The organism is uncultured Maribacter sp. (assembly GCF_963975365.1).
Taxonomy (GTDB): domain Bacteria; phylum Bacteroidota; class Bacteroidia; order Flavobacteriales; family Flavobacteriaceae; genus Maribacter.
The window spans coordinates 132,281-152,820 of sequence record NZ_CAXBGF010000001.1; the positions used below are offsets into that span (position 1 = coordinate 132,281).

Sequence of the window (20,540 nt, forward strand, 5' to 3'; positions counted from 1 at the left end):
GTAGGGTGAATTCACTCAATTTAAATCTAAATTTTATAATTTTGCAGCCTTAAAAATCCGGTATCATAAGCATTTCGTATGAAGTTCGCAGAATATAAAGGTTTGAATTTACCAAAGGTCGCAGAAGAGATACTTGACTACTGGTCAACGCATGCCATTTTTGAAAAAAGTATTTCTACCCGTGAGGGTAAGGATAGTTATGTATTTTATGAGGGTCCACCATCAGCAAACGGTATGCCTGGTATACATCACGTAATGGCGCGTACCATAAAGGATATTTTTCCTAGGTACAAAACAATGAAAGGCTTTCAAGTAAAACGAAAAGCCGGTTGGGATACACACGGACTACCAATTGAGTTAGGGGTTGAAAAAGAGTTGGGTATTACAAAAGAAGATATTGGAGTTAAGATATCGGTTGAGGAGTATAATGCTGCCTGTAAGAAAGCGGTAATGAGATACACCGATGTTTGGAATTCCATGACTGAAAAAGTGGGTTATTGGGTAGATATGGAAGATCCTTACATCACCTACAAATCCAAATACATGGAAACCGTTTGGTGGTTGCTAAAACAAATTTATTCAAAAGGATTAATTTATAAGGGTTATACCATACAACCATACTCACCAAAAGCGGGTACAGGACTTAGTTCGCATGAGTTAAACCAGCCAGGTACCTATCAAGATGTAACGGATACAACGGTAACGGCACAATTTAAAGCGATAGAAGAAACATTGCCAGAATTTTTACAGAATGAAGGCACCATTTATTTTTTAGCATGGACGACTACACCTTGGACTTTGCCATCGAATACGGCATTAACTGTTGGTCCTAAAATAGACTATGTATTGGTTGAATCATATAACCAATATACCTTTGAGCCAATGAACGTCATCCTTGCCAAAAATTTGGTAGGAAAGCAATTCGAAGGAAAGTTTAGGCAAGTTTCTGTAAAGTCAGAATTATTAGATTATAACGATGGTGATAAGAAAATTCCTTTTTATGTCGTAAAAGAATTTAAGGGGAAAGATTTATTGGGAATTAGATACGAGCAGTTGTTAGATTATGTGCTTCCGTATGAAAATGCGGAAAATGCGTTTAGAATAATTGCTGGTGATTTTGTTACTACTGAAGATGGTACGGGTATTGTGCATACGGCGCCGACCTTTGGTGCTGATGATGCTTTTGTGGCCAAACAAGCCGTGCCAGAAATTCCACCAATGTTAGTATTGGATGAAAATGGAAACTTGGTACCTCTTGTTGATTTACAAGGTAAATTCAGACCTGAATTAAAAGAGTTGGGGGGCAAATACGTAAAGAGTGAATATTATGAGGATGGTGAAGCACCAGAACGTTCTGTAGATGTAGAGATAGCGATACGTTTAAAAGAAGAGAATAAAGCCTTTAAGGTTGAAAAGTATGTGCATAGTTATCCTAATTGCTGGCGAACTGATAAACCAATTTTATATTATCCATTAGATTCTTGGTTCATAAAAGTAACCGATGTAAAAGATCGTATGTTTGAGTTAAACCAAACGATCAACTGGAAACCTAAAGCCACCGGCGAAGGTAGATTTGGTAATTGGTTGGCAAACGCAAATGATTGGAATTTATCTCGATCTAGATATTGGGGTATTCCATTGCCAATTTGGCGAACAGAAGATGGTAAGGAAGAAATAATCATAGGTTCTGTAGCAGAGCTGAAATCTGAAATGACAAAAGCTGTAGCAGCGGGAGTTTTGGAAAAGGATATCTATGCAGATTTTATAGTTGACGATATGTCAGAAGACAACTATAATAAAATAGACTTACATAAAAATATAGTAGATCAGATTACGTTAGTTTCTGCTTCAGGTAAGCCAATGAAGCGAGAAAGCGATTTAATAGATGTTTGGTTCGATAGTGGTTCTATGCCCTATGCGCAATGGCATTATCCATTTGAAAACAAAGAGTTAATAGACGAAGGAAAGACATTTCCGGCAGATTTTATAGCTGAAGGTGTTGATCAAACTCGCGGTTGGTTCTATACTTTACATGCTATTGCAACCATGGTATTTGACTCTGTTGCTTATAAAAATGTAGTTTCTAATGGGCTAGTTTTAGACAAAGAAGGCAAAAAGATGTCTAAAAGATTAGGCAATGCTGTAGATCCTTTTGAGACTATGGACGAGCATGGCGCAGACGCTACAAGGTGGTATATGATAAGCAATGCCAACCCTTGGGATAATTTGAAGTTTGATACTGAAGGTATAGCAGAAGTTAAGCGTAAATTTTTTGGCACATTATATAATACGTATTCCTTTTTTGGCTTATATGCTAATTTAGATAATTTCACATATTCAGAAGACGATATACCTATGACTGATCGTACTGAGATAGATCGTTGGATATTATCTGAATTGAATTCGTTAATAAAAGTGGTGGACACTGCATATGATGAGTATGAGCCAACACGTGCAGCGAGAGCAATATCAGATTTTGTTCAAGAGAACTTAAGTAACTGGTATGTTCGTTTATGCAGAAGACGCTTTTGGAAAGGCGAATATGCTCAAGATAAAATTGCTGCATATCAAACCTTGTATACATGTTTAGATGTTGTGGCCAAATTATCGGCTCCAATCGCGCCTTTTTTCATGGATCGTTTATATTTGGATTTAAATAAAGCTACCGTAAAGAAAGGTTTTGAAAGTGTACATTTGGCAGATTTTCCAGTTGCTGACGAAGCACTTATCGATAAAAGCTTAGAGGTGAAAATGCAGAAAGCGCAGATTATATCTTCTTTGGTGTTATCTATCCGTCAGAAAGAGAAAATAAAAGTGCGTCAACCTTTACAGAAAATAATGATTCCTGTATTGGACAAGAAGGATAGAGAAGAAATAGAAGCAGTTTCAGAATTAATTAAATCTGAAGTAAATGTAAAGGAGATTCAATTACTTGATGATGCTTCTGGTATTCTTGTGAAACGTATAAAGCCGAATTTCAAGGCCTTAGGCCCTAAATTTGGTAAAGAAATGAAAGAGATCGCTCAGAAAGTAGGTATTTTTACTCAGAATGATATCCAAAAAATTGAACAGGATGGCGAATTAACAATACAATTAGGAAATAAAAGTATTAATTTACAGTTACAGGATGTAGAAATCTCTTCTCAAGATATTGAAGGGTGGATGGTGGCAACTTCTGGTAAATTGACAGTTGCGTTGGATGTGACTATTAATGAAGAATTAAGAAACGAAGGTGTCGCTAGAGAGTTGGTCAACAGAATTCAAAATTTGAGAAAAGACTCAGGTTTTGAAGTAACTGATAAAATTGCGATTAAAATATTAAAAGACGGTTTTGTTGAAGTAGCTGTTAAGGATAATCTAGATTATATTAAAACAGAGACTTTAACCGCTGAATTAATTTTTGAAGAAGAATTGAACAAAGGTGCCGAAATTGCTTTTGACGAGGTGAACACTAAATTATATATTGAAAAATATTAAAAGATGGCAGAAGATTTAAAAGTAAGGTATTCTGACAAAGATTTGGCAGAATTTAAAGAATTGATCGAGGATAAAATAGTAAAGGCTAAAAGTCATTTAGAACTTTTAAAAAGTGCCTATATGAATGATGGTAATAATGGTACGGATGATACTTCACCTACTTTTAAAGCCTTCGAAGAAGGGTCGGAAACGATGAGTAAGGAAGCGAATACGCAATTGGCTATTAGACAAGAGAAATTTATTCGTGATTTAAAAAATGCATTGTTGCGTATAGAAAACAAAACGTACGGTATATGCCGTGTAACTGGGAAACTTATAAATAAAGAGCGGTTAAAGCTGGTGCCGCACGCTACACTAAGCATTGAAGCTAAAAACATGCAATCATAATTAAAACGCCTTTAGGGGCGTTTTTTAATAGTTATACTTTGAAGACTTTTTTTGTTTGTTGTTTACTCTTGCTTTCCTTTAGTTTAAAGGGACAGAAGAACTTATATAGAACGATAATAGCAAATGATATAAGTTTTGTTCAGGTAAATGCGGCTAATTTTTTTAAGGTTGAATTTCATACAGTTGAAGGCAATGAAATTACTATCGAAGCTGAAATGGAAGGTGAGTATAGTCAAGATTTAGATATAGAAGTTAACACGAACGGTAACACCCTTTTAATTGCGGCTGGGTTTGCACCAAGTTTTGAAAACCCTAACGATAAATTAAGCGCTCATAAAGTTGTTTCAATTCTTTTGAAGCTAACTATTCCCAACTTCAAGAAGGTAGAAGTGTACGGTACTAATTCAAGAGTTGTATTAGAAGGAAAATATAAGGAATTGGATGTATCCTTATCCGATGGGGAATGTGAGTTACATAATATTGTGGGTAATGCCAATGTAAAGACGCAAAGTGGATCTATTAGTGTATTCGCAAAATCAGTACAAATAAATGCGAATAGCAAATATGGGAAAGTCTCATTTAATCCAATTCCTGAAGGATTGTTTATTTATAAACTACAAACGATGACTGGAAATATAGAATTGAGTAAAACCGAATAATATTTATATTTTTGCCCCCATTGATTTATGCCCATGAATATTAAAAAATCTGTACTATTTATTTTATTGATACTTATAATTGATCAATGGAGTAAAATATATATAAAGACCCATTTTGTTTTGGGCGAATCGGTAGATGTATTTAACTGGTTCAAAATCCTTTTCATTGAGAATGAAGGAGCTGCTTGGGGAGCTAAGTTGAGTGACATTTTACCAATTTCCGATAATATCGGAAAATTGGTGCTTACAATTTTTAGATTGTTTGCAATTTTTGGAATAGGGTATTGGCTTTTTGATGTAATTAAGAAAAAAGCTTCTTCCACATTAATTTGGGCCGTGTCTATGATTTTTGCTGGTGCATTAGGTAATATTTTAGATTCTTTATTTTATGGTATTATTTTTAATGATAGCTACAACCAGGTCGCCACTCTTTTTTCTCAAGAACCTTATGGTGAATTATTTTATGGTAAGGTGGTAGATATGTTATATTTTCCTATGGTAGATACCACATGGCCTAGTTGGGTGCCAGGAGTTGGAGGACAAAATTTTAGATTTTTCGAGCCAGTATTCAATATAGCGGATACTGCAATAAGTACTGGGGTTGGTATGCTACTAGTTTTTAATAAAAAGGCCTTTCACAAAGAAGAGGAAGCTTCAATTGAAGTTGAAGATGATTCATTAAGGAATTAAGAATATTAAAAGGTGTAGGTTTTTTTCGGGGTAACGCAGTAATCTAGTGGAATATCAGTAGGTGCCATATCTTCGATAAAATCTTCTGGCTCAAAAAGAGATAAGCCTATCTTTATTACATTAGCCTTACACTGACTAAGAAAACGGTCATAGTATCCTTTGCCATATCCAATTCTATTGCCCAGTTTATCGAATGCCAATAGCGGTATAAAAACAACGTCAATTTTATTGGGAGGTACTGTAATACCATCAACAGGTTCCGGTATATTTAAGGAATTAGTTTTAAACTTTGTATTATCGGTAAGTAAGTAATGTTCTAATTCAGTATTCGAAATAACTTTTGGTACAATGATATTTTTATCAAAACCAAGAAGGATAGAAATAATACCTTCTGTATCAATTTCTATGTTTTTTTCAATCGGTAGAAATATGTGAAAATATTGATTTTCCCATATGGGTAATTGCAAAACAGAGTTTGCAATAGCTATACTTTGCTGGCCTAAATGGGTGGGGGTAATTAAATTACGTAATCTTGAATATTTTAAGCGTAAATCTTTCTTCAGCATAGTGAAGTAATTCTAGCACTAGTATTTTGTAATTTAATCTTTACCTGCAACAGCAAAAAATACTTTAAAGAATAACATTAATATAAGATATGTTCCTAAAGTGATGATATAGCTTTCCATGTTATTCTCGAGTTTAATTGAACTAATCTGCGTTGTTATTGAGTTAAAAATAAGTAAAATAATTAATATCAATCTATGAAAAGTACTTTTTTATCGTTTAAGTGCATATATTTTGGTAAAAATTAACATACTAGTAAATGTTAGAATAATAATATTTATAATAAATCATTGATAATCAGGTGATTATAATTTTTAATGCATATGTGAATGCGTAATAAAATGAATTAAGGCTTGATAATTTTAAGATATAGCAGTATTTATTTAAAATAAAGTCATGTTCATAATTTTCATGACAAGTGTGGTTTAAAGAATTTTGTTGTTGATTATAGTACTGTAGTGTAATTTAAACTGATTTTTATAGACTAAATTAGTAGTATAGAATTATGTCTGGAATCCCCTTAAATATACAATTGAGCTCATTGCCCTCTAGCCCAGGGGTATATCAATTCTACGATAGTAATGAGGGTATTTTATATGTTGGAAAGGCAAAGAATTTAAAGAAAAGGGTTTCCTCTTATTTTAATAAAAACCATGAGTATGGTAAAACTCGGGTATTGGTTAAAAAAATAAGGTCTATAAAGCATATTGTTGTTCCAACAGAGTCAGATGCCCTATTGCTAGAGAATAATTTAATAAAAGAATTAAGGCCTCGTTATAATGTCTTGCTAAAGGATGACAAATCTTATCCGTGGCTTTGTTTAAAGAATGAACGTTTCCCAAGATTTTTTCCTACTAGACGCGTTATAAAAGATGGGTCAGAATATTACGGTCCGTATACTAGCATGAAAACGGTTAGAATTCTTTTAGACTTAATAAAGAGTGTTTACCCTTTGCGAACGTGTAATTATGATTTGTCTGCGGAAAAAATAAATATAGGTAAGTATAAAGTTTGCTTAGAATATCATTTAGGTAATTGTAAAGGCCCATGTGAGGGACATCAAACTATTGCGGAATATGACAGACAAATAGAAGACATACGCCAAATTGTAAAAGGAAATTTTAAGTCTTCAATTACCTATTTTAAAGCACAGATGAAAATGTTAGCCGCTGAAATGAAATTTGAGGAGGCTCAAAAAATCAAGGAGAAAATAGATGTATTAGAAAACTATCAGGTAAAGTCAACTATAGTTAATCCTAAGATTAGTAATGTTGATGTATTCAGTATAATTTCAGACAACTCTTTCGCTTATGTAAATTTTTTACAATTGGCTCATGGCTCTATTATTCGTTCGCACACTATGGAAATCAAAAAGAAGCTTGAAGAGCAGGATGAAGATTTGTTAGAACTTGCTATAGTAGAAATACGAGAACGTTTTAAGTCGGATTCTAAAGAATTATATGTTCCTTTTAAAATAGCGGTGTCCCCAGGGTTGAAAGTTACTGTGCCGAAATTGGGCGATAAAAAGCGTATTTTAGACTTGTCTGAACGTAATGCTAAATTCTTTAGGCAAGATCGTTTTAATCAGATTAAGATAATTGATCCTGATCGTCATACAAATAGGATTATGGCTCAAATGATGAAGGATTTAAGGTTATCTGCAGAACCAAGGCATATAGAATGTTTCGACAACAGTAATATTCAAGGGAGCAATCCGGTAGCGGCATGTGTTGTTTTTAAAGATGGTAAGCCTTCTAAAAAAGAGTACAGACATTATAATATAAAAACGGTAACTGGGCCAGACGATTTTGCTTCAATGGAAGAGGTTGTTTACCGTAGGTATAAGAGGTTGCAAGAAGAAATGCAGCCATTTCCTCAGCTTATCGTCATTGATGGCGGAAAAGGGCAATTGTCTTCTGCGTTAAAAAGTCTTGATATTTTAGGGTTAAGAGGAAAAATTGCTATAATAGGAATTGCGAAACGTTTAGAGGAAATCTATTTTCCAGAAGATTCGATTCCGCTTTATTTAGATAAAAAGTCAGAAAGTTTAAAAATTATACAATTTTTAAGAAATGAAGCGCATAGGTTTGGTATAACCTTTCATAGAAATAAAAGAAGTAAGGGTGCAATTAATTCTGAGTTAGAGGGTATAGGTGGGATAGGTGAAAAAACAGTGCAACAATTATTGAAAAAATTTAAATCTGTTAAACGCATAAAAGAAGCTACAATTGAAAGCTTAAGCCAAGAAGTTGGAGTGTCAAAAGCAAAGAAGATATATGAGTCTTTTCGTAAAGAATAGTTTCAATTTGATTAGAATAGTAATGTTAGGGACAGTATTGTTGCTTAACTTTTTATGCTTATTTGCGCAGACAGATTTTGATACAAAAAGACCAAAGATAGGTTTGGTGCTAAGCGGAGGTGGAGCAAAAGGAATGGCGCACATTGGAGCGTTGAAAGTAATTGAGGAGGCGGGTATAGAATTAGATTATATTGGAGGGTCAAGTATGGGGGCAATAGTTGGTGCTTTATATGCTTCGGGGTATACGGCTGCCGAGTTAGACTCCATGTTTAATGCAACAAATTTCGGAACCCTTATTCAAGATAACCTTCCAAGAAGTGCTAAAACATTTTATGAAAAAGAGGACTCTGAGCGGTATTCCTTAACCTTGCCTTTCAATAATTTTAAGGTTTCCGTTCCACCTGCATACTCAGGTGGGCAAAATATCTATAATGAATTGGTTAGACTTTTGTATCACGTGAAAGATATTGAAGACTTTGATAAATTACCCACTCCGTTTGTTTGCGTGGCTACCGATATAGAAACGGGTAAACAGGTTGTTTTAGATTCTGGTTATTTGCCAGAGGCAATTTTGGCCAGTGGTACATTGCCGTCACTATTTGAGCCTTCAGTAATAAACGATAAGGTTTTAATAGATGGTGGCGTGGTAAATAATTATCCAATTGATGAGGTTCTGGCTATGGGTGCAGATATTATAATTGGTGTAGATGTACAGCATGATTTATCTGAAAGGGAGGCGCTTTTGTCTGCTACAGAAATCTTATTGCAGATTAATAACTATAGAACGGTGGCAGATATGAAGATAAAATCTGCAAAAACCGACGTCTATATAAAGCCACAAATAGAAAAATATTCTGTTATTGAATTCAATAAATTAAATGCAATTATACAAACAGGGGAAGATGCTGCAAATTTAAAAATAGATGAGCTTAGAGAATTGATGACAAAATCTAAGAAGTATAAAACCTCAATACCTGCCGTCGATTCTGATCAGCAGCTAACGGTAAACAGATTGTTGATTGATGGCAACACAAGTTATACTAGAGGATATGTAAAAGGGAAACTAAGGTTTAATTTAGATGAACCTATAAGTTTTAAGAGATTACAGCAAGGCATTGGTAATTTGGCCGCTACCGGTAACTTTAAAACTATTAGATATAAATTATTAAATAATACCAATGGTGGTGAGGATTTAATTTTACCCTTAGATGAAACTCCTAACACTTCTTTTTTAAGATTAGGAGCTCATTTTGATGATTTGTATAAAAGTGCAGTCATAATTAATCTTACCAAACGTAGAATATTATCTAAGGATGATGTAGCGTCTTTTGATTTAATTTTAGGTGATAATATTAGGTACAATTTTGAATATTATGTAGATAAAGGTTCGTATTGGAGTTTTGGAGTTAATTCTAGGTTCAATGATTTTGAACAGGAGATTGATTTTGACCTTATAGGAGACAATTTCGATGTTACTCCAAGTTCAAGAATTAATACGATTAACCTTGCTGTATCCGATTTTACTAATCAGTTATATATTCAAACTGTTATAAAAGAGGAGTTTGCTTTTGCTTTAGGTGCTGAGTTTAAATATTTGCAATACAGTACTAGAACTTTTAGTGATATCCCCGATGCTAACCTGACCATAAATACTACCACAGATAATGGACGAACATATTTTGAAAAAAGTAATTATGTAAGTGCATATGGGGCTTTAAAGTTAGATACGTATGATGATAAGTATTTTCCATCAAGAGGCTTGTATTTTAACGGTGATATGCATTATTATGTTTTATCCTCCGATTTCAATAATAACTTTAAAGATTTTTCTATTTCCAAAGCTAGAATTGGTTTGGCCTTTCCTTTAGTTAAAAGTCTATCCTTAAATCTAGAAACTGAAGGGGGTTTTAAATTGGGTACCTCTAATGTTACAACATATGATTTCGTTCTAGGCGGTTATGGCACTGATTTTATAAATAATTTCAAACCCTTCGTTGGCTATGATTTTCTAAGCCTACCAGGTAATAGTTTTGTTAAGGCATATGCAAGATTGGATTTTGAGTTCGTTAAAAAAAATCATGTAATGTTCACCGCTAATTTTGCCAATGTAGATGATGACCTTTTTAGAACAGGAGATTGGTTCAAAGCACCAACATATTCGGGTTATGGAGTTGGCTATGGTTGGGAATCATTTTTAGGTCCGGTTAATCTTTTGTACTCTTGGTCACCAGAAACTGAAAGATCACAGTTTTTCGTAAGTGTAGGTTATTGGTTCTAGGGTCTAAATTAGATTTGAGACTCATTATAAGTCGTCTTAACTTCCTTTATTCTTAATAATTTCCTAAATATTAGAGTGAAGTGTGAATAACTGTTAAGGTTATCATTAAAGTAAGTTAAACCGTAGGTTAGGTATAATATTGTGTCTTAAATTTACATCAGCTAAGGGGTGGTTCCCTTACAACTTTAAGTAGTGGTTTTTCATAATTTAAAGTTTGGTTGGTTATTTAGGAAAAGCCCAGTTTTTACACTGGGCTTTTTTTATGCAATACTTTGGAATAAATTTTGTTTAAGATATAGTAAAAGTAGTAATAGAAAACTATCAATTATTACTTTTACTATAATTTGAAGACTATGCGAAAATCTATAATACTAGTATTTCTTTTTTCTTTTTTCGTTGCTCAAAGTCAAAATGAAAATTCTGCTTTTAATGTGGGGGAGTGGTTAAAATATAGAATGCATTATGGTTTTTTGAATGCTAGCTACGCCACGTTGCAAGTTAATTCAGCTACCATGAATGAAAAGCCAGTTTATCATGTTGTTGGGCATGGTGAAACTACTGGTATCGCCAGTTGGTTTTTTAAGGTAGATGACACTTACGAAAGCTACTTTGATAAAAATGACGGAAAACCATATCGATTTGTTCGAAAAATTGATGAAGGCGGCTATACAAAAGACATTGAAATAAACTTTGACTATAAGCAGTCGAAAGCTGAACTTAATGATAAAAAAAACAAGAAAAAGCTTAATTTTACATTACAGGACAATATACAAGATTTAATATCTGCTTTTTACTTCTTGAGGAATAACTATAAAACGGAAGACCTTGAAGTGGGGAAAGCAATTACCCTGAAAATGCTTTATGACGATGATGGTGTTTTTAACTTTAAACTTAAGTATCTAGGTAAGGAAGTTATCAATACAAAATATGGAAAGGTAGAATGTTTGAAATTTAGGCCTTTAGTTCAATCTGGGCGTGTATTCAAAGAGCAGGAAAGTTTGTCGTTATGGGTTTCTAATGACGAAAATAGAATACCGATAAGGATTAAGGCAGATTTAGCAGTAGGGGCAATAAAAGCTGATATAGATGGGTATAATGGACTAAAGCATCAGTTTAAAATTATAATGGATTAGCCGATAAATGGAAGATAAGGAGAAGATTCAATCCCAAATATCTAAACTTGAAGAAAAATATAAGGATTCTGGGCAAGATCTTAGCTCTTATTTAGACGGCTTATTACATCAGCGTTATTTAACATATTGGGATTATATTCATTTAGATACCCTTTTAAGCTTACAAGTACCCCGAACACATTTTCCCGATGAAGAGATCTTTATCATGTATCACCAAATTACCGAACTCTATTTTAAATTGATTCTACATGAGCAAAAGCAATTGGTAGATGATAAAAGTGGTAATCTTGATTTTTTTATTGAGAAAGTAAGAAGAATTAATAGTTATTATACCGTGCTAATATCCTCCTTTGGTGTTATGATTAAGGGAATGGAGCGTGAGCAGTTTTTGCAATATCGTATGGCTTTGCTTCCTTCAAGCGGTTTTCAATCTGCACAGTTTAGAATGATTGAAATTTACGCTACACCTTTAGAAAATTTGGTTCATGTGTCTGAACGAAATCAATACTCTTCAGAAAGTACAGTTGAAGAGTTGTATGAGCATATATATTGGAAAAAAGGAGCTACCGATATTAGTACTGGCGAAAAGACACTCACCTTAAAGCAGTTTGAGTATAGGTATACACCTAGATTGATTAGAATAGCAAAGCAAGTAAAAAATACAACTATCTATCACAAATATTTAAGTTTACCTAGTAACTTAAAACAAAATGAGTCATTGGTTGAAGGATTAAAAACCTTAGATATAAATGCAAATATCAATTGGCAATTAATGCACATGGGTTCTGCTCATAGATACTTAAGAAGAGAGTCTGGTGATATAGAAGCAACTGGAGGCACAAACTGGAAAGAATATTTGCCACCTAGTTTTCAGAAAATTGTATTCTTTCCAGTATTGCATACAGAAAAAGAATTAAATAATTGGGGTAAGCAGTGGGTTGACCATATGTTAAATCCAGATAAATCAAAAATGAAGTAATGCAGAAATATTGGGGCATAATATTGGCATTAACTGTTTTGGCATCTTGTAAAGATGATGTAAAGCAGAAAAATGACATTGCACAAGAAATTAGTGTGTCAGAAGTTGAGGTAATTAATGAACAATTTGGCTTTAATCTTAATGAATTTAATGTTCAATTAGATACTATAAAATATGGAGATAGTTTTGGGGAATTAATGATGCAAAACAAAGTTGCTTACCCAAAAATAGCAGCTATATCAGAGAATTATAGAGACACGTTCGACGTTCGTAAAATTCGAGTGGGTAAGCCATATGCCATTTTAAAATCTAAGGATACAATTGCGCAAGCTCAAATATTCATCTATGAAAACGACCCTATTAATTATACGGTCATTGATATGAGAGATAGCGTAAAAGTTTATACGGATAAACGAAAGGTGAAATACGTACGCCGAGAAGTGTCTGGTGTTATTGAAACCAGTTTATCGGAAGCGATTTTAGATCAGGGAATAGATTATAACGTAACCCATAATTTAGCGAATGTATATGCCTGGACGATAGATTTTTCAAGGTTACAAAAGAAAGATAAATTCAAGGTAATCTATAATGAAAAGTATATTAACGATACAATTTATGCCGGAGCAGAACCAATAGAAGCGGCTTTTTTTGAGCATAATGGAAAGCCGATTTATGCATTTGCATATGAGAATGATTCGTTAAAAAGTATTGTAGATTATTTTGATGAAGATGCGAATAATTTAAGAAGAACATTTTTAAGAATGCCGGTAGAATATGGTAGATTATCTTCTAGATATAATCTTAAAAGAAGAATAAAGCATTACGGTTTCAAAATAAGGCCACATAAAGGAACAGATTATGCAGCACCCATTGGTACACCTATAATGGCTACCGCAGACGGAACGGTTATAGAATCAACTCGACGAGGGGGTAATGGTAAGTACGTTAAGATTAGGCATAATGGTACATATGCGACACAATACTTGCACATGAAAGCTCAAAAGGTTAAAAAAGGTGAGTTTGTTCGCCAAGGTGATGTTATTGGTTGGATTGGAATGACTGGCAGTACGGCAGGCCCTCATGTTTGTTATCGTTTTTGGAAAAATGGAAAACAAGTTGATCCTTTAAGAGAAGAACTACCACAAGCAGAACCTTTGCATGAAACATTAAGAGAAGAATATTTTGCTTATATATCCCCTTTAAAAGAACAGTTAGATTGTATTATATACCCTAAGGTTTTGTTAGAAGAGGAAGAAGATTTACTAACACTTAATCAAGAAGATGGCATTAAACAAAACTAATCCAACGCAAACTGAGGTTTGGAAAAAACTGACTACTCATTATAAAGAAACAAAAGAAATACATTTAAGAGATCTTTTTTCTTCGGATGCAAAAAGAGCGGAAAAGTTTACCTTGCAATGGAACGATTTTCTTTTTGATTATTCCAAGAATAGAATTTCCACAGAAACTATGCAGTTGTTGTTTCAATTGGCAGAAGAGGTTAATTTAAAAGGCGCTATTGATGCTTATTATGATGGTGACATCATAAATGAAACCGAAGGTAGGGCTGTTTTACATACGGCATTACGGGCTAAAATATCTGACAAAGTTTTGGTAGATGGAGTCAATGTTATGCCAGAGGTATATGAGGTTAAGAAACATATTGAAGAATTCACCGATAAGGTTATTCATGGCGAACTGAAAGGATACACGGGTAAAACATTTACCGATGTCGTAAATATCGGTATTGGCGGTTCGGATCTTGGGCCGGCTATGGTGACAGAAGCTTTAAAGTTTTATAAAAATCATTTATCAATTCATTTTGTAAGTAATGTAGATGGTGATCATGTTCATGAAGTTTTAAAAACCTTAGATCCAGAAACAACGTTATTTATTGTAGTGTCTAAAACGTTCACTACGCAAGAAACTTTAAGTAATGCTACCACTATTAAAAAGTGGTTTTTAAAGTACGCGACGCAAGATGATATTGCCAAACATTTTGCGGCGGTATCAACGAATAGTGAAAAAATAGCTGAATTTGGAATAGATGCAGCAAACGTTTTTCCTATGTGGGATTGGGTTGGAGGTAGATTTTCATTATGGAGTGCTGTGGGTCTGACAATTGCTTTGTCGATTGGTTATGATAATTTTGATGATTTATTGAGGGGTGCGAATGAGGCTGATGTACATTTCAAAGAAGAGATATTTTCAGAAAATATTCCTGTTGTTATGGCATTGTTAAGTGTATGGTATAATAATTTTTATGGCGCAGAGACCGAAGCAATAATTCCTTACGCACAATACTTAAGTAGATTTTCTGCTTATTTACAACAAGGTATTATGGAAAGTAATGGTAAAAGTGTTGACCGCGCGGGTAATGTTGTCGGTTATGAAACTGGTACCATAATATGGGGTGAGCCAGGTACAAATTCGCAACATGCATTTTTTCAACTAATACACCAAGGCACTAAATTAATACCTACCGACTTTATTGGGTTTAAACACTCACTGCATGGAGATAAGGACCATCATAATAAATTGATGGCAAATTATTTTGCGCAATCGGAAGCTCTTATGAATGGGAAAACTATGGCAGAAGTAATTTCCGAACTAGAAGCTAAAAATGTGGAGCAAAAAGAAATTGATAACCTTGCACCATTTAAGGCTTTTGCTGGGAATAAGCCCACCAATACAATGCTAATAAATAAATTGACACCACGAAGTTTAGGTTCATTAATTGCCTTTTATGAACATAAAATATTTGTGCAAGGCGTAATTTGGAACATTTTTAGTTATGATCAATGGGGGGTAGAGTTAGGTAAACAACTAGCGGGCACTATTCTCAATGATATTGAAAATTCAGAAATCTCAGCACATGACAACTCAACGTTAAGACTTCTGCAATATTTTAAGAAATAATTTAGACAATTCATAAGTTCTTTGAAAAATTTATAACTGATTCATTTACAGTTCTTTTTGATCATTTTTTCAAGTATTTTTGCAGTGCTGATTTAACGTTGTCTTAACGTTAAAGGTTAAAATTTAAATGACTTTTGCGGCAAGTTAAAAAACTAACAAATACTTAAAAAAATGAAAAAAATGTACTTTGCAATTGCGGTATTTTTTATGACCGTAACTGCTTTTTCGCAAGGGACTATTACTGGGACTGTGTTGGATGGTGATACTAACTCACCTTTACCTGGTGCAACGGTAATGGTAAAAGGTACCACAAATGGTACTTCATCTGATTTTGATGGAAATTTCACAATAAATGTAAGTTCAGCAAATGGAACTTTGGTAGTGTCTTACATTGGCTTTGATTCTAAACAAATTTCTTTTACTGCTTCAGGTAATATTGGTTCAATTGTTTTAGAGCCTAACGCTGAAGAGTTAGAGGGTGTTGTTGTTGTTGGTAGGGGTATTATTGACCTTGCTAGTGATAGACAAACACCTATAGCTGTTTCATCAATTCCTGTTGAAATTATTCAAGAGAAAATCGGTACACAAGATATTACGATGACTATGGTGAACACACCATCGGTTTATGTATCTGGCCAAGCTGGTGGTTATGGTGATTCAGACATTAGAGTGCGCGGTTTTGAACAAGATAACACCGCTTTCCTTTTAAATGGTCAGCCGATTAACGGTATGGAAGACGGTAAAATGTACTGGTCTAACTGGTCTGGTTTAAATGATATTGCTAGTGGAGTTCAGATTCAACGTGGTCTTGGTTCTTCTAAATTAGCCATTTCATCTGTTGGTGGTACAGTTAACTTCGTTACCAAAGCAACTGAAATGAATGAAGGTGGTTTTGGTTATGCGACAATTGCTAATAACAATTACATAAAAACTACTGCTGGTTATAACACTGGTGTTTCTGAAAAAGGGTTTGGATTAAGTGTGATGCTTTCACACTGGCAAGGAGATGGTTATAATGAAGGTAACTACGGTGAAGGTCAAACATACTTTATTTCTGCAGGTTACCGACCTAATGATAATCACGGTTTTAACTTTTTGCTGACTGGAGCGCCACAGTTTCACGATCAAAACTTTACTAAATCTATTGCCGATTATCAGCAATATGGTTTACGTTACAACAATAACTGGGGTACTTACAATGGTCAGTACAAAACAGAGAGAAGAAACTTTTACCACAAACCGGTTGCAAACTTGAACTGGGATTGGACTATTAGCGAAAAATCTAACCTTTCTACAGTATTATATGCATCTTGGGGTAACGGGGGTGGTACTGGTGATCGTGGTAACAGAATCAGAACTGCTGAGGGTCGTATAGATTACGATGCTATTTATGCGGCGAATGGTGCAATTGAAAATGGAGCAGGTGGTTATTTTACAGCAGGTGGCGGTTATGTTACTCGTTCTTCAATGAATTTACACAACTGGTACGGTTTAATTTCAAACTTCGAAACAAAACTTACGGATGATCTTTCTTGGAATGTTGGTTTCGATTTAAGAACGTATTACGGTAAACACTTCAGAGTGGTTTCAGATTTTCATGGTCTTGATTCTTGGGCAGAAACGGTTCGTTTAAGAGATCAAAATAATAATCACGAGAGATACGGTACTTTTGGTACGTACAAGAATGTATTGGCAACAGAAAGCTTTAGACCTTCTGGTTGGGCTGCAGCTTTTAATACATATCCTGAAGATCAAAAAATAGCCTATAGTAATGATGAGCGTATTTCTTATGGTGGCTTATTTACTCAATTAGAATATGCAAAAGATAACTTTTCTGCATTCTTTCAAGGATCGGTTTCTAATCAATACCACCAGAGGTTTGATTTCTTTCAATATGCTGACCAAGCATTAATTGATGGTACATCTAGTCAAGGTACCGATGAACCTATTCCTGCAGGTATTACTCCTGGTACTGATTCAGAAAAAGTAAATAATATAGGATATAATGTAAAAACTGGTTTAAGCTATAAGGCATCAGATGCCCATAGATTTTATGCCAATGCAGGTTACTATAGCCGTCAACCATATCATGATAATATTTACTTGAACTTTACAAACCAAGTAAATCCTTTAACTGAAAATGAAAAAATTTTAGGTTTAGAAGCGGGTTATGGATTTACAAGCTCAGTTTTCTCTGCTAACATTAACTTATACAGAACTTCTTGGAAAGATAGAGTTGTGTCTAGTTCTAATGTTGTTGATGATGTATTAACATTTACTACAAATTTTGGTACTGAGCAATTGCATTCAGGGGTAGAATTAGACTTTAAACTTAGACCAACTAATGAGTTGTCATTTAATGGATTTCTTTCTGTAGGAGATTGGGTATACCAAGGCGAAGCGGTAACTCAGATATCTGATGATGACCGTAATGTATCTAGCTTAGAAACTGTTGATTACGACGGTGGAAAAGTTGGTGGTGCCGCACAATTATCTGGTGGTTTAGGTTTTGCATATAAAATAAGTAAAAACTTTTCATTGGATTCTGATTGGAGATACTATGACAATCTGTATTCTGATGTTGGTGCAATTAAAGAAAATTTAAAATTACCTTCATACAATTTATTAGATGCTGGTCTTACTTTTAAAGTTCCTTTAGGAGTTGATAAATTAAAACAATTGAAAATAAGAGGTAACATTAACAATCTTTTTGATACTGAATATTTATCAAGTTTAACTACTTCAAATTTTGCAGAAGCTGGTGATACGTTATATGATGGAATCGCAGTTTCTAACCAAGGTTACTTTGGTTGGGGTAGAACTTGGAACGTTACTTTACGTTACGAATTTTAAAAAAAAAGTGTAGCATAAAAAAGCCCTGCCAATTGGCAGGGCTTTTTTATGCTCAAAATTCACTATTTTTAAATCTAAATAAATGAAATTATGGAAGAAACAGGATTAGCATATACTTGGGTACACTCTTTACACTCTTATTTGGCCTATATCGTATTAGCGGTATTGATTTTAGCTGTTGCAAATGCAATAACTGGTTTAATGAGTAAACGAATTTTTAATATGGGTAAAGATTTAAGATTAAGTCTTTTTGCTTTGATTTTGTGCCATATTCAATTATTAGTTGGTTTGTTGCTTTATTTTGTTTCGCCTAGTGGTTTAAGCGCTATCCAAGAATTCGGAATGGGAGGTTTAACATCGGTAGCTCGCTTACTTGCCGTAGAGCATCCATTCATTAATATTTTAGCAATCGTTTCAATAACTATAGGTTGGTCTAGACACAAGAAGTTTGTGGAAGGAGATAAAAAATTTAAAAGTATCGCTATTTTCTACGGAATTGGCTTGGTGCTTATATTAAGTAGAATACCTTGGGGACAATGGTTTAATTAATCAATTAAAATTTATCAATGAATAAAATTACATCTACATTATTGGTGCTATTATTTAGTTCCTCATTATTAGCTCAAAAACAAGAATTGTTTAATGGTGAAAATTTGGAAGGTTGGACGGTTTATGGCACTGAAAAGTGGTATGTAGAAGATGGGCTTTTAATTTGTGAAAGCGGTCCTGACGCAGAATATGGATATTTGGGTACAGACAAGCAGTATAAAAACTTCATTCTTGACCTAGATTTTAAACAAGAAGCAGATGGTAATAGCGGTGTTTTTATTAGGTCAACAGTAGATGGCACGACAGTTAGTGGTTGGCAGGTAGAGGTTGCTCCTCCTGGCGCGTTTACCGGCGGTATTTACGAATCTTATGGGAGACAATGGTTGATTAAACCTACACTAGATAAAGACAAGGCATTAAAGTTTGGTGAATGGAACCATATGAAAATTAAAGTGGAAGGCAAAGTAGTCACCTCTTGGGTAAATGGTGTCGAAATGGTTTCTTTAAAGGATAGGCTTATTGGGAAAGGAGAAGGAGCTATTTTATTACAAATACATTCTGGTGGTGGTATAAAAGTAAAGTGGAAAAATATCCAAATAGAAGAATTAGATTAATCTACTTTTTTAATTAAATGAAGAAAGACGGGAAAATGGTCGCTATATCCACCAATATAGCTACCTCCTGCATAGGTGCGTAATGGGTAGCCTTTATATTTTCCTTTTGGGTCCATTAAATAACTAGGTGTAAATATGCCTGCTTTCCAATAATTATATCTTTGTTTTTCTTTATCTAAAAGGCTAGATGTCAAATACAATTGGTCAAAAAGATTCCACTTATCGCGATATGCCAAAGAACCTTTTCCTTTTCTAAAAAGCTTTTCCATCGGCCCGTAAAGACTTAGAGAATCTAGATTTTTATAGTTTTTCTGTACGTTTAATATTTTTTTAAAACTTGGGTCTACAGGGTCATCATTAAAATCACCCATGCTAATGATCTTAGCATAGATATCTTGCCTTCTTACGGAGTCTATAATACGTTTGTTAAGTTTAGCGGCTTCTAACCTATAAGGTCTGCTTCTGGCCTCTCCGCCACTTCTAGAAGGCCAGTGGTTGACTAGAAAATAAATTTTTTCGTTATCTAATAATCCTTCAACGATAAGTTGGTCTCTAGTGTAATTGCGTTTTCCATCTAAATCGAAAAGCAAAAGCCGATGACTATTAAAATTTATCGGAATAAAAGCATCCTTTTTATACAATAACGCCACATCAATGCCTCGTTCATCGGGCGAATCGAAATGAATAATTCCATAATTGGTTTGTGCTAGATTACTATGGTGGACCAAGTCTTGTAGGACACTTAAGTTTTCAACTTCACAAACACCAATAATATCAGGAGCTGTATTGTTTTCTATAGAACCAATTTCAGAAATAACTTTGGACATCTGTTCAATTTTTTCTGTATAGCGTTCTTCCGTCCAGTGATCTTTACCTGTTGGTGTACGGTCATCGTCAAAAATTAATGTGTCATTTTTCGTGTCAAAAAGATTTTCCAAATTGTAAAAAGCAACGGTTCTGATTTGATAACTGGCTGCCTCTTGTGCAATTAAACCGATTTGAGAAAAAAGTAGAAAATAGAACAGATATAGCTTCATCGAGGACATTATGTCTTAATTATTAGCTAGTATACGGAATTTTCACGTTAATTATTTCTTAAAAATGTATCTTAATGGCTTAGTAACAATACGTTGAGTTTT

The 20,540-nt window shown here is 34.0% G+C and carries 15 protein-coding genes; 13 read left to right on the forward strand and 2 right to left on the reverse strand.

Annotated elements, in window-relative coordinates; all coding sequences use genetic code 11:
* Positions 1-78 precede the first annotated feature (78 nt).
* The 4 genes from ileS to AACZ49_RS00630 are packed head-to-tail and all read left to right on the forward strand — an operon-like array spanning position 79 to position 5,213.
* A complete protein-coding gene (gene ileS, locus AACZ49_RS00615; protein WP_339650535.1) occupies positions 79-3,477 on the forward strand; it encodes an isoleucine--tRNA ligase in 3,399 nt (1,132 codons plus the stop codon).
* Positions 3,478-3,480: 3 nt separating this feature from the next.
* Complete coding sequence (locus AACZ49_RS00620) at positions 3,481-3,864, forward strand: TraR/DksA C4-type zinc finger protein (RefSeq protein ID WP_339650536.1); 384 nt, start codon at positions 3,481-3,483, stop codon at positions 3,862-3,864.
* A gap of 38 nt (positions 3,865-3,902) precedes the next feature.
* The gene (locus tag AACZ49_RS00625; protein ID WP_339650537.1) at positions 3,903-4,523 is read left to right on the forward strand and encodes a DUF4097 family beta strand repeat-containing protein; all 621 of its coding nucleotides are present in this window, start codon (positions 3,903-3,905) and stop codon (positions 4,521-4,523) included.
* 33 nt (positions 4,524-4,556) lie between these two features.
* The gene (locus tag AACZ49_RS00630; RefSeq protein ID WP_339650539.1) at positions 4,557-5,213 is read left to right on the forward strand and encodes a lipoprotein signal peptidase; all 657 of its coding nucleotides are present in this window, start codon (positions 4,557-4,559) and stop codon (positions 5,211-5,213) included.
* A gap of 5 nt (positions 5,214-5,218) precedes the next feature.
* On the opposite strand, the gene AACZ49_RS00635 is transcribed toward AACZ49_RS00630, so the two are convergent.
* A complete protein-coding gene (locus tag AACZ49_RS00635; RefSeq protein WP_339650541.1) occupies positions 5,219-5,779 on the reverse strand; it encodes a 5-formyltetrahydrofolate cyclo-ligase in 561 nt (186 codons plus the stop codon).
* A 503-nt stretch (positions 5,780-6,282) separates the two neighbouring features.
* On the opposite strand from AACZ49_RS00635, the gene uvrC reads away from it, so the two are divergent.
* The 9 genes from uvrC (at position 6,283) to AACZ49_RS00680 (ending at position 19,401) form a co-directional block, all read left to right on the forward strand.
* Positions 6,283-8,076 (forward strand): excinuclease ABC subunit UvrC, encoded by a 1,794-nt coding sequence (uvrC, locus tag AACZ49_RS00640; protein ID WP_339650543.1) that lies wholly within the window; start codon positions 6,283-6,285, stop codon positions 8,074-8,076.
* Positions 8,054-10,354 carry a patatin-like phospholipase family protein gene (locus tag AACZ49_RS00645; protein WP_339650545.1) on the forward strand — a complete coding sequence of 767 codons (2,301 nt, stop codon included), beginning with the start codon at positions 8,054-8,056 and terminating at the stop codon, positions 10,352-10,354. The genes uvrC and AACZ49_RS00645 overlap by 23 nt, the downstream gene beginning before the upstream one ends.
* A 353-nt stretch (positions 10,355-10,707) precedes the next feature.
* Positions 10,708-11,487, forward strand: coding sequence for a DUF3108 domain-containing protein (locus tag AACZ49_RS00650; protein WP_339650546.1), 780 nt, complete (start codon positions 10,708-10,710; stop codon positions 11,485-11,487).
* Between the two features lie 7 nt (positions 11,488-11,494).
* Positions 11,495-12,466: a tryptophan 2,3-dioxygenase family protein gene (locus AACZ49_RS00655; RefSeq protein ID WP_339650547.1), complete on the forward strand. Its 972-nt coding sequence runs from the start codon at positions 11,495-11,497 to the stop codon at positions 12,464-12,466.
* On the forward strand, positions 12,466-13,767 hold the full coding sequence (locus tag AACZ49_RS00660; protein WP_339650548.1) for a peptidoglycan DD-metalloendopeptidase family protein: 1,302 nt from the start codon (positions 12,466-12,468) through the stop codon (positions 13,765-13,767). The genes AACZ49_RS00655 and AACZ49_RS00660 overlap by 1 nt, the downstream gene beginning before the upstream one ends.
* On the forward strand, positions 13,748-15,385 hold the full coding sequence (gene pgi, locus AACZ49_RS00665; protein ID WP_339650549.1) for a glucose-6-phosphate isomerase: 1,638 nt from the start codon (positions 13,748-13,750) through the stop codon (positions 15,383-15,385). The genes AACZ49_RS00660 and pgi overlap by 20 nt, the downstream gene beginning before the upstream one ends.
* 171 nt (positions 15,386-15,556) lie before the next feature.
* A complete protein-coding gene (locus AACZ49_RS00670) occupies positions 15,557-18,238 on the forward strand; it encodes a TonB-dependent receptor (RefSeq protein ID WP_339650550.1) in 2,682 nt (893 codons plus the stop codon).
* Positions 18,239-18,328: 90 nt separating this feature from the next.
* Positions 18,329-18,787 (forward strand): hypothetical protein, encoded by a 459-nt coding sequence (locus tag AACZ49_RS00675; protein WP_339650552.1) that lies wholly within the window; start codon positions 18,329-18,331, stop codon positions 18,785-18,787.
* A 17-nt stretch (positions 18,788-18,804) separates the two neighbouring features.
* A complete protein-coding gene (locus AACZ49_RS00680) occupies positions 18,805-19,401 on the forward strand; it encodes a DUF1080 domain-containing protein (protein WP_339650554.1) in 597 nt (198 codons plus the stop codon).
* On the opposite strand, the gene AACZ49_RS00685 is transcribed toward AACZ49_RS00680, so the two are convergent.
* Positions 19,398-20,438 (reverse strand): endonuclease/exonuclease/phosphatase family protein, encoded by a 1,041-nt coding sequence (locus tag AACZ49_RS00685; RefSeq protein WP_339650555.1) that lies wholly within the window; start codon positions 20,436-20,438, stop codon positions 19,398-19,400. The two genes, AACZ49_RS00680 and AACZ49_RS00685, sit on opposite strands and share 4 nt — an antisense overlap.
* Between the last annotated feature and the right edge of the window lie 102 nt (positions 20,439-20,540).

Coding starts and splice junctions, on each gene's coding strand:
- AACZ49_RS00635 (WP_339650541.1), bottom strand. CDS start 5,779: ATGCTGAAGAAAGATTTACGCTTAAAATATTCAAGATTACGTAATTTA.
- AACZ49_RS00655 (WP_339650547.1), top strand. CDS start 11,495: ATGGAAGATAAGGAGAAGATTCAATCCCAAATATCTAAACTTGAAGAA.
- uvrC (WP_339650543.1), top strand. CDS start 6,283: ATGTCTGGAATCCCCTTAAATATACAATTGAGCTCATTGCCCTCTAGC.
- AACZ49_RS00620 (WP_339650536.1), top strand. CDS start 3,481: ATGGCAGAAGATTTAAAAGTAAGGTATTCTGACAAAGATTTGGCAGAA.
- AACZ49_RS00660 (WP_339650548.1), top strand. CDS start 12,466: ATGCAGAAATATTGGGGCATAATATTGGCATTAACTGTTTTGGCATCT.
- AACZ49_RS00685 (WP_339650555.1), bottom strand. CDS start 20,438: ATGAAGCTATATCTGTTCTATTTTCTACTTTTTTCTCAAATCGGTTTA.
- AACZ49_RS00630 (WP_339650539.1), top strand. CDS start 4,557: ATGAATATTAAAAAATCTGTACTATTTATTTTATTGATACTTATAATT.
- AACZ49_RS00645 (WP_339650545.1), top strand. CDS start 8,054: ATGAGTCTTTTCGTAAAGAATAGTTTCAATTTGATTAGAATAGTAATG.
- AACZ49_RS00650 (WP_339650546.1), top strand. CDS start 10,708: ATGCGAAAATCTATAATACTAGTATTTCTTTTTTCTTTTTTCGTTGCT.
- AACZ49_RS00680 (WP_339650554.1), top strand. CDS start 18,805: ATGAATAAAATTACATCTACATTATTGGTGCTATTATTTAGTTCCTCA.
- pgi (WP_339650549.1), top strand. CDS start 13,748: ATGGCATTAAACAAAACTAATCCAACGCAAACTGAGGTTTGGAAAAAA.
- ileS (WP_339650535.1), top strand. CDS start 79: ATGAAGTTCGCAGAATATAAAGGTTTGAATTTACCAAAGGTCGCAGAA.
- AACZ49_RS00675 (WP_339650552.1), top strand. CDS start 18,329: ATGGAAGAAACAGGATTAGCATATACTTGGGTACACTCTTTACACTCT.
- AACZ49_RS00670 (WP_339650550.1), top strand. CDS start 15,557: ATGAAAAAAATGTACTTTGCAATTGCGGTATTTTTTATGACCGTAACT.